The 16279-nt window shown below is 38.1% G+C and carries 14 protein-coding genes; 8 read left to right on the top strand and 6 right to left on the bottom strand.

Features of this window, described 5'->3' with window-relative positions; genetic code table 11:
• Window positions 1–96 precede the first annotated feature (96 nt).
• Window positions 97–753, top strand: coding sequence for a hypothetical protein (locus tag HMPREF1639_RS04880; RefSeq protein WP_036763983.1), 657 nt, complete (start codon window positions 97–99; stop codon window positions 751–753).
• A 124-nt stretch (window positions 754–877) separates the two neighbouring features.
• Here the strand turns inward: HMPREF1639_RS04880 and HMPREF1639_RS04875 are convergent, their stop codons facing one another.
• On the bottom strand, window positions 878–1609 hold the full coding sequence (locus HMPREF1639_RS04875; RefSeq protein WP_036763982.1) for a hypothetical protein: 732 nt from the start codon (window positions 1607–1609) through the stop codon (window positions 878–880).
• Between the two features lie 456 nt (window positions 1610–2065).
• On the opposite strand from HMPREF1639_RS04875, the gene HMPREF1639_RS04870 reads away from it, so the two are divergent.
• The 4 genes from HMPREF1639_RS04870 to HMPREF1639_RS09245 all read left to right on the top strand — a co-directional run bounded on the left by HMPREF1639_RS04870 (window position 2066) and on the right by HMPREF1639_RS09245 (window position 5021).
• The gene (locus HMPREF1639_RS04870) at window positions 2066–2284 is read left to right on the top strand and encodes a FeoA family protein (RefSeq protein ID WP_036763979.1); all 219 of its coding nucleotides are present in this window, start codon (window positions 2066–2068) and stop codon (window positions 2282–2284) included.
• Between the two features lie 127 nt (window positions 2285–2411).
• On the top strand, window positions 2412–2645 hold the full coding sequence (locus tag HMPREF1639_RS04865) for a FeoA family protein (protein WP_036763976.1): 234 nt from the start codon (window positions 2412–2414) through the stop codon (window positions 2643–2645).
• Window positions 2646–2673: 28 nt separating this feature from the next.
• Complete coding sequence (gene feoB, locus HMPREF1639_RS04860; protein WP_036763974.1) at window positions 2674–4824, top strand: ferrous iron transport protein B; 2151 nt, start codon at window positions 2674–2676, stop codon at window positions 4822–4824.
• Window positions 4825–4853: 29 nt separating this feature from the next.
• The gene (locus HMPREF1639_RS09245) at window positions 4854–5021 is read left to right on the top strand and encodes a hypothetical protein (protein WP_156955951.1); all 168 of its coding nucleotides are present in this window, start codon (window positions 4854–4856) and stop codon (window positions 5019–5021) included.
• Window positions 5022–5114: 93 nt separating this feature from the next.
• Here HMPREF1639_RS09245 and HMPREF1639_RS04855 read toward each other — a convergent pair whose 3' ends face one another.
• From HMPREF1639_RS04855 to HMPREF1639_RS04840, 4 genes are read right to left on the bottom strand one after another with little or no spacing between them, the layout of a single operon-like run.
• Window positions 5115–6695: a PH domain-containing protein gene (locus HMPREF1639_RS04855; RefSeq protein WP_036763973.1), complete on the bottom strand. Its 1581-nt coding sequence runs from the start codon at window positions 6693–6695 to the stop codon at window positions 5115–5117.
• A 1-nt stretch (window position 6696) separates the two neighbouring features.
• Window positions 6697–7182 carry a PH domain-containing protein gene (locus tag HMPREF1639_RS04850; RefSeq protein WP_036763970.1) on the bottom strand — a complete coding sequence of 162 codons (486 nt, stop codon included), beginning with the start codon at window positions 7180–7182 and terminating at the stop codon, window positions 6697–6699.
• Window positions 7183–7194: 12 nt separating this feature from the next.
• Window positions 7195–7842: a trimeric intracellular cation channel family protein gene (locus HMPREF1639_RS04845; RefSeq protein WP_036763969.1), complete on the bottom strand. Its 648-nt coding sequence runs from the start codon at window positions 7840–7842 to the stop codon at window positions 7195–7197.
• 29 nt (window positions 7843–7871) lie between these two features.
• On the bottom strand, window positions 7872–8834 hold the full coding sequence (locus tag HMPREF1639_RS04840; protein WP_242847283.1) for an AEC family transporter: 963 nt from the start codon (window positions 8832–8834) through the stop codon (window positions 7872–7874).
• 245 nt (window positions 8835–9079) lie between these two features.
• Here HMPREF1639_RS04840 and HMPREF1639_RS04835 point away from each other — a divergent pair, with 245 nt between their 5' ends.
• The 3 genes from HMPREF1639_RS04835 (at window position 9080) to HMPREF1639_RS04825 (ending at window position 13247) form a co-directional block, all read left to right on the top strand.
• On the top strand, window positions 9080–10237 hold the full coding sequence (locus HMPREF1639_RS04835) for a cysteine desulfurase family protein (RefSeq protein ID WP_036763964.1): 1158 nt from the start codon (window positions 9080–9082) through the stop codon (window positions 10235–10237).
• A gap of 4 nt (window positions 10238–10241) precedes the next feature.
• Window positions 10242–11429 carry a tRNA uracil 4-sulfurtransferase ThiI gene (gene thiI, locus HMPREF1639_RS04830; RefSeq protein ID WP_036763960.1) on the top strand — a complete coding sequence of 396 codons (1188 nt, stop codon included), beginning with the start codon at window positions 10242–10244 and terminating at the stop codon, window positions 11427–11429.
• Window positions 11430–11630: 201 nt separating this feature from the next.
• Complete coding sequence (locus HMPREF1639_RS04825; RefSeq protein ID WP_036763958.1) at window positions 11631–13247, top strand: DEAD/DEAH box helicase; 1617 nt, start codon at window positions 11631–11633, stop codon at window positions 13245–13247.
• Between the two features lie 182 nt (window positions 13248–13429).
• Here HMPREF1639_RS04825 and HMPREF1639_RS04820 read toward each other — a convergent pair whose 3' ends face one another.
• Entirely contained in the window at window positions 13430–16225 is a 2796-nt protein-coding gene (locus HMPREF1639_RS04820) for a transglycosylase domain-containing protein (protein ID WP_242847282.1), read from the bottom strand.
• Between the last annotated feature and the right edge of the window lie 54 nt (window positions 16226–16279).

The following is a 16279-nucleotide window of genomic DNA, read 5'->3' as shown; positions in this document are numbered from 1 at the left end:
TTGGAAGTCACTAGTTTTACTGGTGACTTCTTTTTTTATATATATGTCTCATTTGCTATAATTACTGTGGTATAATAGGAGCATGGAGGGGAAGGCATGAAAAAGATAATAAAGATTTTAATTGGTTTGCTAGTATTGATAGCTATAATAATGGGAGTATTGACTTATTTTTTAAAACCAAGTGACAGATTGAAGAATGATGAAAGGTTGTGGAATGTATCCGATAACGTTGATATAGACTCCTATAACAAGAAGGTTTTTAGAAATGCTAGTATAGATAAGGGCAAGTTAGTTTCTGAAATAAAAATTGACAATTATAATTTTAAGAAACTGTTGAAATATGGTATGTCTCATAATGGGAATGCAGAATTGCAAGAGGCATCTTACAGATTGAAAGATGACAGAATACTGGTTAGTTATCCTCTGAAAATTTGGATATGGGAGAGTCAGGTTGATCTAGAGTCTAGCCTAACAAATGCTGGTAATGACTTGGTTTTTACCGTAGAATCTGCAAAACTAGGCAAGATTAAGATGTCAAAAAAAATGATATCTAGAGTCATGTTAAAGCTCAAGGAAAGTGGCTACGGCAATATGAAGATTATAGATAATAGAATTTATATAAAGTTGAACGTTCCTAATATCAATATAAGGAAGGCCAGTGTAGTCAGTGATAATTTGAAATTACAGGTATTTTTAAGCAAGGACAATATAATAAATATACAAAAGGAAATTATAGATACCCTAGTTCAGTAAGCTCTTGGGTATTGTCAAAGTCCAGAAAATGATAAAACTGTAATTTAGAGTATATAGACTATAAAAAGTAAGCAGCATCTAGGAGAGAAAAATTCATCAGAGATGCTGCTTGACTTTTATAGAATTACTTTGATAGGCTACTTGTGAAATTGAAGTATTCCCCATTGTCATTCAAGGAAATCTTTAGCTTATCCTTATCAGGACTTGCCATTATTGACAGCTTGTCCTTGTCAATATCTATATTAACCATCTTAATTCCATATGTCCAGTCGATATTCTTGTATTCCTTGCCATTGTACTTAATATTGGCAATCTTCTTTCCGGTCTTATCAACACTGATTTCTAGCTCAAGGGCTCCCTTAGGGTTAGAAATTTTATTAGTAGGATTTCCTATAATATCTGTTACACTTTCAGATACCCACTTACCAAGTAAGTTCTTTTCTTCTTCAGGCATATAGTTGACATAGTTGTCTGCCTGGCTACCTTCCTTGGCAAATATGACTGTTAATGGCTGGCCTAGTATTTTTTCGAATTTTATAAAATCTTTGCCCGGTATACCTGTAGCCTTTTCTCCATCAATATCAAGGATAAACTTTCCGTCTTTTTCTTCCCATGTAACATTGCCGCTCTTCTCGCCAACCTTCATCACTGCCTTTTCCGAACCGTCGATTTCAAAGCTCATGCCTCCAGCGAAGGCTTTTTCAACTGGTATGTCCACGCTCATACTTTGGCAATAGATAGCATTCCATTTGCCGTCGAACTTTGTTGGTGTCTTACCACAGCCTACAAGCCCCACACATAAAAGAAATAAAAACGAGAAAAACGAAAATTTTTTGATAAAAGAATACTTCTTCATAAGATTTCCTCCTAACCATAAAATATAAATACTGGTTTTAAAAGTAGATTAAAATATAATATGATATATTAGCTATTTACTAGATTATATATTAAATAAATATGCTTTGCAAATTAAATGAAACTTGTCTAAATAAGGCACTTAAAGCTTTGTAGAGAATTATATTAATATGATAAGTATTTTTACTTTTAAGTACACCAACTATAAAGGTTATTTATATTATAAATTTAAGGGGATTTTAACTGAAATTTTATTTGAAAATCATAAATAAGGTTGCTAATAATAGCGGTTAAGGCTTTAGTATGAATCGCTTCATCAAGCGATAAAAAGTATCATATCATATTGACATATCCTGGTGAATGTTTTATACTAAATTGTAGGAATAAATAGGTTTGTGTAAACATTTTTACAAGCAATACAATACTTTTAATCACAGTTAGGGGAGAAGGAATTACTATGAATTTATCTATAGCGCCGATTGGCGTACCAATGAAAATTGTCAAAATTAAGATTGACGGCGACCAGAAAAAGCAGCTAGCTAATATGGGATTTGTTGTTGATGCCAACGTGACAGTTGTGGCTGAAAATGCCGGCAATATTATAATAAACATTAAAGACAGTAGGGTAGGTATTGGACCTGATTTGGCTAGGAAGATTATGGTGATACCTGTATAAAATGTAGTTAAAAGTATAATGAGCGATATGCTTATACCCTATTGTTCGTTTTTACGCTATATTGATGATATATACTATCGATATCAAAAGTAAAAACAAATTATTATTATAAGGTAGGAGGAGTATTATGACAACACTAAGAGAGGCCGTGGTAGGCAAGAGCTATGTAATCAAGAAAATACATGGCGTTGGTCCTTTAAAGAGAAGGATTATGGATATGGGACTATCTAAGAATGCTGAAATTTATGTCAGGAAGGTAGCACCACTTGGTGATCCAGTTCAGATTAGGGTAAGGGGCTATGAACTATCACTTAGAAAAGAAGATGCAGAGTGTGTCGAAATTGAAGAAATAAACGTATAGTATTTTAAAAAATGGAAAGGGGAATAAAATGAGTATAACAATTGCCTTAGCGGGAAATCCCAATTGTGGTAAATCAACTTTGTTCAATGCCTTGACAGGTTCTAACCAGTATGTTGGTAACTGGCCAGGTGTAACAGTTGAAAAAAAGGGTGGTGCATATAAGAAGGACAAGGAAGTGAAGATAACTGACTTGCCAGGTATATATTCTTTGTCACCATACACTTTGGAAGAAGTAGTAAGTAGAGAGTATTTGATAAATGAAAAGCCAGACGTAATCGTCGATGTTGTAGATGCATCTAATATAGAAAGAAACCTTTATTTGACAACACAGCTATCAGAAATAGGTATACCAATGGTAATAGTCTTAAACATGATGGATGTAGTTGAAAAAAATGGAGATAAAATTAACACTGATAAGCTAAGTCAGGAATTTGGCTATCCAGTAGTTGAAATATCTGCCCTTAGAGGTAAGAATATAGACAAGGTAATCGAGGTTGCCAAGCAGGTAGCTGGAAGAAAGCACGAAGTAGTTAAGACTTTTGATGAAAAGCTTGAAAAGGTATTATCAGATATAGAGGCAAGTGCAGCATGTCTATTAAATTCTGAATACAAGAGATGGTATGCAGTTAAGTTGTTTGAAAAGGACAAGAAGGCTACAGAAAAATTGGAATTATCTTCTGTTGAGAGAAGCAATATAGATGAAATTATAGCAAAGGCCGAAGCTGACTTTGATGATGACGGTGAGGGTATCATCACGGATGCACGTTATACATATATAACAGATGTTGTAGACAAGACAGTAGTTAAGGGAAGAATAGGATTGACTGCCAGCGACAAGATAGACAAGTATGTCACAAATAGAGTTTTAGCTCTACCGATATTTGCAGGTCTGATGTTCCTTATATATTATGTTGCAGTTACAGTTGTCGGTGGTCCAGTTACTGACTGGGTAAATGATGTATTCTTTGGAGAAATAATAGGTGGTAATGTAGGAAGCATGCTAGAGGGTGCCGGAGTTGCTCCTTGGGTAAACAGCTTGGTTGTTGATGGTATCATAGGTGGTGTTGGTGCCGTTCTTGGCTTCCTACCAATCATAGCAACACTATATCTATTTATGGCAATCCTTGAAGATATAGGCTATATGTCAAGAATTGCCTTTATACTTGACAGGATTTTCCGTAAGTTTGGTCTATCAGGTAAGTCATTTATACCTATCCTTATAGGTACAGGTTGTTCAGTTCCAGGTATCATGGCTACTAGGACTATAGAAAATGACAATGATAGAAGGATGACTATCATGGTTGCTTCTTTTATGCCATGTGGTGCCAAGACAGAGATAATAGCCCTATTTGCAGCTTCAATATTTGCAGGTAGCAAGGGCTGGTGGTTTGCCCCAGTTTGCTACTTCTCAGGTATAATGGCCGTAATAATTTCAGGTTTAATGTTAAAGAAGACTAAGCAGTTTGCAGGAGATCCAGCCCCATTTGTAATGGAGTTACCGGAATACCATAGGCCTCTAGTTACAAATGTACTAAGAACAGTATGGGATAGGGTTAAGGCCTTCATAGTAAAGGCCGGTACTATAATCCTGGTTGCGACAGTAGTAATCTGGTTCTTAGAGAATATATCTACTAGCTTTGAATTTGTTGAATTCTCTGAGGACAGTCATTCAATTCTTGAAGCTATAGGTAGGACTTTTGCTCCAATCTTTAGCCCTCTAGGCTTTGGTAACTGGGCAGCGACAGTTGCTACAGCTACAGGTCTAGTAGCCAAGGAAGTAGTAGTAGGTACATTGGGTGTTGTTGCAGGTCTAGGTGAAGTTGGCGCTGATGACGCAGGAGTAATAGGCTATGCAGCTACTATATTTACAAGTGTATCTGCCCTAAGCTTTATGTTATTCAACCAGTTATGCGTACCTTGTTTCGCAGCAGTCGGTGCTCTTAGGGAAGAAATGAATAGTGCTAAGTGGACTTGGTTCGCTATAGCCTACCAGTTATGCTTTGCATATGCAATCGCCCTAATGGTATACCAGTTTGGTAATGTACTAGTAATGGGTGCAGCTCCAACAATATGGACAGGTGTAGCAGTTGTAGTTTTAGTTGCTATGATCTATGCTATGTTTAGAAAACCTAAGTTTGATAAGGTTGAGGCCAAGAGGGCTGTATCAGAAAATAACTAGTAGTGTATTTTTTGAAAGGAAGTGTGGACATGAAAAATACTTCAATGGTGTCAACACTAGTAGTATTGGCAGTAATAGCGGTAGCAGTAGGTTTTGCTATCAAGAGAATAAAGAAAAAGGGAGCTTGTAACTGTGGTCATGAAAGTGATTGTGGATGTGCTTGTAGCTCTTGTGATTCTAAGTCCAATAAAAACTAAATAGTAGCGAAATGGACTTTGTATGAGTCTAGGTTTGACAAATAGAAAAGATAGTGCTAGAGGAATGACCTTGGCACTATCTTTTTGTATTTATTAATTTTTTATTTCACCCCTGCTATAGTAGCCGACCAGTTGGTCGAATATGCCAAGAGGATATGGTCCAGTATCTTCTGTTGTTTTACCCGTTTTTGGGTCCCGCTTATATATTGTAAGTGATTCTACACCTAGTTTTTTGTAGATTGGATTTTTATCTATGCTTATCATATCTATATGAGCAAGAGGTATAACAAGGGTCTGTGATGAAAATAAGCCTTTTTTTATTGTGAGTTCCTTGTCTGTAAGCCTTATCTTACGCCCCACTATCTTATAAAGGCTAGCCAATATGGCAAGAGGAAGTCCTAACAGCCCTATCCAGTATCTACCTAGAGGTATAGCTATCAAGATAAATATTGTCATAAAAATACCTGTGTATAGGGGGGCGTAGTACTTGACTAAATGTCTAGGCCTAGATATGAAGTCATCTTCACTAGCTTCCTCATCCAGTGAAAATTCAGGTATGACTTGGTCCATAAAAGACCTGATAGCATGGTCCTTCATATATAGGGATAAGAGCCTGTTTTCATTGTCCTCATTGCCATAGCCTATAGCATCCAGAGTCAGGCACTTGTAGCAAAATATCCTTGCAAAGATTGACTTGTGGCAGCCTACAGATGATATATTTTCTATAGGAATGGTGAAGTCTTTGAGGTTGAAAAGACCGTACTCTATATGTAGGTGATCTGGATACCTCTTGACTGTCAGGTGATAGAGTCCGTCAATCCTATTAAAAAAGGATTTAATAAGACCTAGATTGACTAGGGTAAACAGGGTGAAATGTCCATTTACAAGGGCTCCTATTGCTCCTAATATTAGGGCTATATTAAAAGTGCTTATGTCTAGGAAAAAGTGACCTATAGAATCTTTGGCCGTAAACCTATAGCTGGTTGGGGAGATTTTTTTATCACCTATATCACTACTATTTTCTAGGCTTTCTTCTATACCAGTGCTATTTTCTATACTTTCTTTTATACTAATACTATTTTCTGAACTCTCTTTCTGAAAATTATCAATCTTAGTCTCACACTTCTTCCCTTCTGCTTCCAATTCCACAAACCTCTTGTTAGGATCTAGGACCCAGTCACGTACTAAAACTGCATTTTTCTTGGAAAGATACATCTTGTAGTCAAACTCATTGGCGGTTGCAGAAGAGTCTATATCTATAGTCAAAATGCTCATACCCAGTATATTATATAAAATTCCAGAACTAATATTGATATTAGCTATATTGGCGAAGTTGACTTCCTTGTGGACCTTGATAAAGAGACCCTGTCTCCTATAAAATAAGGAATTTTCACCAAGATTTATATAGGAGTTCTTCCACTTTAAAAAGGCCCTAATTAATGACAGGATGACCATAGCAAGCACTGCAATAAAAATGATAGAAAAGGTCCTATCTTTTTGAAAATAGGCCAGCTTATCCCTAGTTAAGAGTCTTGACATACTAGTCCATATTTTATTGAGGCTAATCTTACCCTTTACTATGTCCTCCAAGGCAAGTATTATAAACCAAATGATAAAACCAATTACAGCTAGTAGAGGCTTTAGCATAATTATAGGGTGGTTTCTAAACTTCATACTATATCACCCTTTCGTTAATTTCTTTTTTAAGTTTTTCTGCTAGCATGTCTGCCTGGTCTGAAGGTAAATATTCTATCGCAGCTACACCACCAGCAGTTGTAATACTGATGTCTGCTAGGCCGAATAGCTTGTTGATTGGACCGACACTGATATCTACCTGCTGCATCCTGCGAATAGGTATTATGGTGTGGTCTATGAAAAAAATTCCCTTGATTATATCGATACTCTCATCGTTAATCCTGTAGAGGTGCCTCTTGTAACCAAGACTAGGCTCTAAGACTAGCAAGAGGACAAGATATCCTATAATCAGACCTCCAAGGCACTTGTACCAGAAAAATACTGGCCTTGGAATGGGGAAGATATTGAGTATCTTCCAGACTGATACTAGGATAATGAAAGCTATAGCAAGTCCGATTATATTGCCGACTATCATGCTATAGCGTGCTTTTGATGGTATTTTATTATATTCGTTTCTATTTATCATGCATATTCCTTTCTATTTAAAATTACTTCCCTGAATTTTTGGTAGGTCAAGCTTGAAGCGAGCTGCTAAAAACCTTATAAGAAAGACAACTGCTGTTCCAAACAACATGGCTATATTTTTGCCTGTGATATCCCACAGATATATACAAGACACAGCACCTAGTATAGAGGCTGATGCATATATGTGCCTGATAAAGATGTAGGGTTTGTCACCCGCCATTATATCTCTGACCAAACCTCCGCCGACACCTGTGACTACACCTACTAGGACTAGGAGGAAAAAGCCAGGTGAATCCAACTTGTGGTAGGCTGAATTGATACCTACCACTGTGAATAGGCCTAGACCTATGGAGTCCGATACCAATAAGAGGTTGTTGTAGACAAGCTTGAATTCATACTTGATGGTCCTATTACGGTAGATATAGGCCACTAGAAAGACTAGCAATGATGTAGCTATAGAAACCTTGGCATATATTGTGTGTTGGATACTAGAGGGTGGAATGGCACCTATTATGACATCCCTAATAATACCACCACCTATGGCAGTGGTGAGTCCTAAAACGATTACCCCGAGTAGGTCCATTTGCTTTTTGATGGCCAGCGCCGAACCCGATACGGCAAAAGCTATTGTTCCGACTATTTCAATTGCAAAAATTAACAAATTACTTCCTCCTGTATGAATTTATATTCCTATATCAAACCCTTGTACCTAAGGATGAATATCCAGAAGGTGAAGGTTACTGATGAGAATAGGGTGGTCATGACTACTATGTTAGACATAAGGATGTGGTCGTTGTCCATGGCCTTTGACATGACATAGCCAGATACTGCTGACGGTGCCCCTAGCATGACTAGTAGGGCCACTAGGGATGAATCTCTAAATCCCATATAGATAGCTATAGGAAGTACAGCTAGTGGTAGTATCACCAACTTGATGGTAGTTGCTATAGCTGACAGCTTGAATTTGGCAGTCAGGTCGCTCATCTTGAAGTCGGCCCCTATTGATATTAGCATCAAGGGTACTGCCATGGCTCCTATAGAGTTCAAACTCTTGTCCAAGATAGGAGGTATTTCAATTCCTAATATACAAAATGGAAAACCTATCAGGATACCCCTTATCAGGGGATTTTTAAAGATGGACTTTATGATCTGTCTGTACTGAATCCTTGTCTTGGAGCCTGCCAGGAACTTCTTGGATGATATGGTCAGTATAATGACCGAATAGGCATTGAACAAGGGAACAGCAGCTAGTATCATGAGTGGTATCATGCCAGCATCACCATATATATTTGTCACAAATGGTATACCCAGTATGGCGGCGCTACCCCTTACAGACCCCTGGGCAAAAGAACCCACCATTGTCTTGTCCTTGAGACATACACGGCTGATTATATACATCAAAAAGAACATGACAGTGGTCGATATCATGCAAAAGAGAATAAAGCGCATATCCATATCCTTCTTAATATCCATCTTGGCTATATCTAGGAAGAGGACTACGGGCAGGGCATACTTAAAGGCCATCCTGTCAGAAATCTTGGTCCACTCCTCATTTATTACACCCACCCTCATTAAAAACTTGCCCACTAGTATGACTAGAAAGACTGGTAGGGTGGAGTTTAGGGCGAAAATAAAACTAGACAAAGTAAACATCTCCTTTACATACTAAGTATACAAAAATGGTATTTAAATTACAACTATTTTAATGCAATATTTGAGTACGGCTTTTAATAAAATTGATTAAGATAGTAAATGTTAAAAAGATATAAAAAATATAGTTTTAATATTTACTGTTTTTAGATTTTACATTATAATTATGATTTATAATAAGAATATGAAAAAATATATATAATAGCTCAAGATATGATATAATTAAGGTTTGAAAAGGAGTTGATTTTATGGAGGTATATCTAGACAACAGCGCAACGACAAAACCCTATAATCAAGTAGTAGATGAAATGTGCAAGGCCCTTAGGGATGATTTTGCCAATCCATCATCTGCCTACAGGAAGGGATTTTTGGTTGAAAAAAAGATAAAGAAGATAAGAGAGAATATAGCAAATACAATTGGAGTTGAAGATAAATCTATAATATTTACATCGGGAGGAACTGAAGGCAACAATGCCATTATAGCTAGTGTGGCAAGGCTCAACAAGAGGAGAAGAAACCATATCATAACCTCATCAATTGAGCATCCAGCAGTTGTGAATACTGTCAGGGCCTTGGAAGAGGAAGGCTTTGAGGTGACGGTCTTAGGTGTAGATGAAACAGGCCTAGTAGACGTAGATGAGCTAGAAAAGGCCATAACAGACAGGACCTGCCTAGTCAGTATTATGTATGTAAATAACGAATTGGGAGCTATTGAGCCAGTCCAGCAGATTGGTGAGATAGTATCTAGATATGACCAGGTATTTTTCCATGTAGATGCTGTCCAGGCCTATGGTAAGATAAATTTCAAAATGAAGGATATAGGTGCTGACTTTATGACAGTCAGTGGCCACAAGATACATGGACCTAAAGGGATAGGCTTTATGTATATAAGGGATGTCAACAGGTTCAAACCCCTTCTAAGAGGTGGAGGACAAGAATTTGACCTGAGGTCTGGTACTGAAAATGTGCCGGGCATATACGGATTAGGTAAGGCTGTGGAAATACTTTTTGATGACCTTGATTCTAATATAGATAAAATCAGGGAAAATAGGGACTACCTATATATGAGGATTTCACAGAAGATAGACGGTATCAAGCTAAATACTGATATACTTAGGGGAGTATGCCATATACTAAATATAAGCTTTGACAATGTAAAGGGGGAAGTCTTGCTCCACTATCTAGATGATGAGGGCATATGCGTATCTACAGGGTCTGCCTGCTCAGCCAAGAAGAAGGGTAGTCACGTCTTAAATGCTATAGGCCTAAGTCCTGCACAGATTGATGGAACTATAAGGTTTAGCTTGTCAGAGGACAATACGAAGGAAGAGATGGACTATGTAGTTGAAAAGCTACAAAAGCACGTAGAAATGATCAGGTTTTTTGCAAAGAAGAATAGGAGATAGATAAATGTACAATATTTTGATAGCCAAGTACGGTGAAATAGGCGTAAAGGGCAAGAACAGGTATATATTTGAAAACAAGCTAATAAGAAATATTAGAAATATGCTAAAGCCAATGGGCAAGTTCAACGTATACAAGGAATACGGAAGAATCTACATAGATGTAGACGACAGCAATTATGAAGCAGTGATAAATGAAGTGAGGAAGGTATTTGGAGTGGTTGGCGTGTGTCCGGCTATAAAGAGAGACCATGACTATGACCTTCTAAAGGAAACAGCCCTGTATATGCTAAAGGAGAAGGTAGCCCAGGGTGCCAAGACTTTCAAAATAGCATCAAAGAGGGGGGACAAGTCCTTTAGGCTGACTTCTCAGGAGATGAGCATAGATATTGGTGGCTATGTACTGAGCAACCTAAACAATCCTGATATCAAGGTTGACGTTAGAAATCCCGAACTTACAATTACTTGTGAATATAGGAAGGAACATATCCTAGTATATACTGATGCAGTTGCCGCCTATGGTGGTTTACCACTGGGAACAAATGGCAAGGCAATTACACTTTTGTCAGGTGGTATAGATAGCCCGGTTGCTTCTTGGTTGGTTGCCAAGAGGGGAGTAGATATAGAGGCTGTACACTTCCATTCTTATCCATTTACTAATGAGAGGTCTCAGGAAAAGGTAATAGACCTAGCTAGGATCCTATCAAAGTACTGTGGACCTATAAAGTTGCATATGGTGAATATACTCGATATACAAAAGGCCATAGCTGAGAGGTGTAATGAAGAGGAGACTACTATCCTATCTAGGAGATTTATGATGAGGATAGCAGAGGAAATAGGAAAATCAAGATATTGTGATGCCTTGATTACAGGTGAAAGTATAGGTCAGGTTGCATCTCAGACCATGCAGGGTATAGTTTGTACAAATGCAGCGGTATCTCTTCCTATATTTAGGCCCTTGATTGCCATGGACAAGGTGGATATCATTAAGTTGGCTGAAGAAATAGGAACATATGAGACATCTATTATACCAGAAACTGACTGCTGTGCCCTATTTTCACCAAAAAAGCCAGTGACTAAGCCAAGGCTAGAGCGTATAGAAAAGTCAGAATCCAAGTTGGATGTAGAAGGCCTAATAAAGGCTGCTGTGGAGGCTTCTGTTATGGAGGTTATAGACTATGGAGAAGAGGATTAATACAAAAGAGACCTAGATAAGTGGAAAAAATTTATAAATGTTTAAAAGACACCTCGGGGGCGTATAGAATAAATAGTCCCTGAGGTTTTTTTTTATAGGGCTATAGTTTTTTGATTAAAAGAAAAAATAATTGCTTTTTTTTAAAATTAGATGTATAATAATAGGAATGCGTACAAAATATGTACAAAGAAAGGAAAGTGTATGGAAATAACAAAATTCAATGAATTGCAAGTAAGTGAAGAAATAAAGAGAGCGATAGAGGATCTAGGTTACGAAGAACCGTCTCCAATCCAGGCCAAGGCTATACCAACTATGACATCAGGATGTGATGTAATTGGTCAGGCCCAAACTGGAACAGGTAAGACAGCAGCCTTCAGTATACCAATCTTAGAAAACATTGACCAGAATAATAGAAAATTACAGGCAATAGTATTGTGCCCGACCAGAGAATTAGCAATACAAGTGTCTGAGGAGGTCAGAAAGCTTGCTAAGTATATGCAGGGTATACGTACCCTACCAATATACGGTGGACAGCCCATAGACAGGCAGATAAAGGCTCTAAAGGGCGGTGTACAGGTAGTGATAGGTACACCAGGTCGTGTAATTGATCATATAAATAGAAGAACACTTAAATTAGACCAGGTAAAGATGGTGGTCCTAGATGAAGCGGATGAAATGCTAGATATGGGATTCAGGGAAGATATAGAAACTATTTTATCAAACGTACCAGAAGAAAGACAGACAGCCCTATTCTCAGCGACTATGCCTAAGGCTATCTTGGACTTGACTAAGAAGTACCAGAAGGATCCAGTTCATATCAAGGTTGTAAGAAAAGAGCTGACAGTTTCAAACATCAAACAGTACTTTATAGAAACTAGGAAGTCAAACAAGCTAGAAGTCTTGACTAGGTTGATAGATGTGTACAATCCAAAGCTAACAGTGGTATTTACAAATACTAAAAAGGGTGCAGATGAGCTAGTATCTAGTCTACAGGCTAGAGGATACGGTGCAGACTCATTGCACGGAGACCTAAAGCAGGTTCAAAGAGACATAGTAATGGACAAGTTCAGAGCAGGTACTATAGATATCCTAGTAGCCACTGATGTTGCTGCCAGAGGTATAGATATAGATGACGTAGAGTGTGTAATAAACTATGAATTACCACAGGATGATGAATACTATGTACATAGAATTGGTAGGACAGGTCGTGCAGGTAGAGAGGGTCTAGCCTTTTCATTTGCCTTTGGTAGGGAGATGAGAAAGCTAAAGGATATCGAAAGGTATACCAAGTCAAAGATAGTAAAGCATAATATACCATCAGTAAATGATGTAGAACAGAAGAAGGTAGGCCAGTTCTTTGAAACTGTAAAGTCTACTCTAGAAGAGGGAAATATAGCCAAGCAGGTTCAGTGGATAGAGGACTTTTGCAATGAAGAAGATTATTCTATGATAGATATATGTGCAGCCATCTTGAAAAACAGCATGGGTGATGAAGAAAAGCAGGAAATAGTAGAAGAAGTCCCAAGATCTAGGGGCAAGCACAAGCTAAACGAATCTGATGTGACTAGGTTATTCTTGAATGTAGGTAAGAATCAGAGAATTCTAGCTAAGGATATACTTGGAGCCATAGCTGGTGAAACAGGTGTTAGGGGCAAGTTTATAGGCAATATCGATGTCTATGACAAGTATACATTTGTAGATGTAGACAAGAATAAGGCTAGAGAAATCATTGAAAAAATGAAAAACAGGAAGATAAAGGGCAACAAGCTAAATATTGAAAGAGCAAATAGAAGCAATCGCTCAAGAAGAAATAAGTAGTTTGAAGTCGGCCTAAATAAGAAAATTTAAAGAAGGTTTTAGCAGGATGATAAGTCTTGTTTTAAAATATCTAAGTATAAAGAAGGGGTCACATTTTGTGACTCCTTCTTATTGTACAAAGACCCCCCAGTTAGACTGGGGGTTAAGTTTTATATTGATTTTTAACCTATTACATATATTTTTTAATAACCTCTTTGAGTTCCCCGACTATATGACTGCTGTTGTCTAGTGTATTGATTAGCACCCTGTTGCTGACTAGGGTATGCACCCTGAGTTCCCTGTTGCGTTCTAGGATACGTAGTTTGACCGTTGGCACCAGGAACCTGTTGTCCATTTGAAGGGACAGTCTTTTTCTTTGGAGTTGGTGCTACAGCATAACTATACCTATCAGGAGCAGTACCATTTATAAAGGCTGCTAGTACACCATATGATGCACGTCCTCCATCAATAGCATTTATAGTAGTTGTGTAGACATTATCCGGTTTTGTAAATGTTTTGTATTCTAAGTTTTGGTGAACCCTATTCATAATCTTGGCCCATAGTCTAGATGACGTCATTGAGGCACCACCTTCTATACGACGTCTCTGCATAGTGGTTCCATCTTCGTTCTTGACACCGGCGTCATCACCTATATAGGTTGAACCTACATAGTATGGAGTATAGCCGACAAACCAAGTATCCAAGTAGTCGTTGGTAGAACCAGTCTTACCAGCTACTGGTATACCTGAACTTAGGGCTGCATAGTTACCAATACCTTCCTTGATAACTGCTGTCAGCATATCAGTTACAACATAGGCTACATCTGGATCTACAACCTTGTGTGTCTTAGGTGTATTCTTGATGATTAGCTCACCGTTGTATGTAGTTATGGTAGTGAATATTTCCGGTTCTATGTAGACACCACCATTGGCCAATGTGCCAAAGGCTGATGCCATCTGTAGAGGAGATATACCCCTAGTCAAACCACCTAATACAAGTGAGTTGAAGTGACGGTCACTACGCTGCATACCGGCCTTGTTTTCTTCCTTGAAGTCAAGTATAGAAGTGATACCGAAGTTTCTTAGGTAGTCCATCATTACGTCAATTGCATCATCATATGTTGGTCCCAATAATTCACCAGTCTTGTAGGCAATAGTATTTGATGATAGGGCCAAACTATGTCTCAAAGACATAGAACCATAACCATTAGTTGTTGTTTCTGGGCTGTATGCCCTATTTTCCTTAAACCTATAGCCACCTCTAGTATCTGACATTAGTGTAGACTGTGTGACTTTTTGTGTGTCTATTGCAGGTGTATATACTGATAGAGGCTTGATAGCAGAACCGGGCTGGTAAGGTGTGATAGCCCTATTTAAGGTCTTTCTTGCCTTGATATTTCTACCACCTATTAGGCCCTTAATATTACCAGTTTTATAGTCTATGATTACACTTGCTGACTGTGGCTCGCTTAAACCATTTGCAGCTACAGTGTCATTAGGGAAGTTTGAATTGATTGCATATTCAGCTTCGATTGACTTTTGTATTTTTGGATCTACTGTAGAGTTGACTATTAGTCCTCCGTTGTAGTACATGTTTCTTGCTTCTTCTTCTGTCTTACCCTGTTCCATTAGGGCATCTATTACATCATATTCTATTAAACTTTCTACAGAGTTTGCAATTTTTTCGTTTGAATCTGGGAACTGGAGATTAATTTTTTCATTTATGGCAGCTACATACTGTTTCTCAGTTATGACACCTAGTTCCTTCATCTTGCTAAGTACGACTTCCTGCCTAGTCTTGGCATCAGGATTGTTTACTGCCTTCCTAACTAGCAGGTCACCACTCTTTAACTGCTTGTAGGTATCCTGGTCTATTAGGTCCCACTCGTTTAATTTTTCATACATAGATTTTTCAGCTGAGTTAGCAGCTTCTAATCCTTCTGTTGGAAGGAAGAACAGTAGTTTGTGGTCTAATTCTGCCTTGGATTCATCACCAGTTATCCTGGCTGATGTATATGGGGCATACTTGGTTGGGTTCCTAGTTACTCCGGCCAACATGGCAGCCTCTGCCAAGCTAAGGTCCTTTGAGTGTTTGTTGAAGTAGCCCATGGCACTGGCCTCAGCACCACACAAACTCTTACCAACAAAGTAGTTATTTAAGTAAGTTTCTAGTATCTTGTCCTTGCTGACAGACTTGCTCATTTCAAGGGCATAATATATATCCTTTATCTTACGACTCATTGTCTGGTCACTACTTGTTAATAGTATTTTTGATACCTGCATAGGTACTGTACTACCACCCTGTCTCCTACCAAATATTGTCTTGACTACAGAACGTCCTAGACCCCAGTAGTCAACACCACTATGAGAGTAGAAACGCTCATCCTCTATGGATACGATGGCCTTCCTTAAATAAGGTGACATATCGCTTAGAGGGATTGGTGTCTTTTTGTATTGGGTAGGTGCTGTTGACATGGTCTCACCGTTTGAGTACTTGATAGTAGTAGTCTGGTGGGTCAACTTGTCGAGTAGGGCTTCATTGACAGGTTTTACGTCCTTTAGAGACGCAAACACAAAGCCCAATACCACAGCTGATAGTATTATGAAGAAAGCTATGATACCACCGATGAACTTTTTCTTTCTTCTTGATCTCAACTTTCTTTTTAGTGTTTTTGAGCTCTTGTTTTTAGAAGAGGCTCTTTTATTATTCTCATTAGTATTTGCAGAGTTTTTGTTGCTATTTCTGCTCCTAGTATTTGACCTAGAGTCTGGACCTACAGACCGAGTTTTGGTCTGAGGATTACTAGAGCTAGAAGATCTTCTGGAATTTGGTGAGCTGGTCCTGCTCTTTCTTCTATCAGAACTTCCGTCCGCCTTTGAGCGTTCCGATGGTAATATTAGATCAGAATTGCTCGAAGATGGTCTGCGGTTAGAAGGTCTGCTAGACTGCCCAGCTGGTTTCCTTCTTATCTTATTATCTTCAGGATTTTCTTTTTTCATGTATTTTTAACCCCCTTACTATCTAATAATTATACTGTAAATATGTGCATTTTA

The sequence above is a fragment of the Peptostreptococcus sp. MV1 genome (assembly GCF_000758885.1).
In the GTDB taxonomy this organism is placed as follows: Bacteria; Bacillota; Clostridia; order Peptostreptococcales; family Peptostreptococcaceae; genus Peptostreptococcus.
The sequence above is the reverse complement of the archived record's forward strand: the minus strand, read 5'-3'. Positions and strand labels throughout refer to the sequence as shown.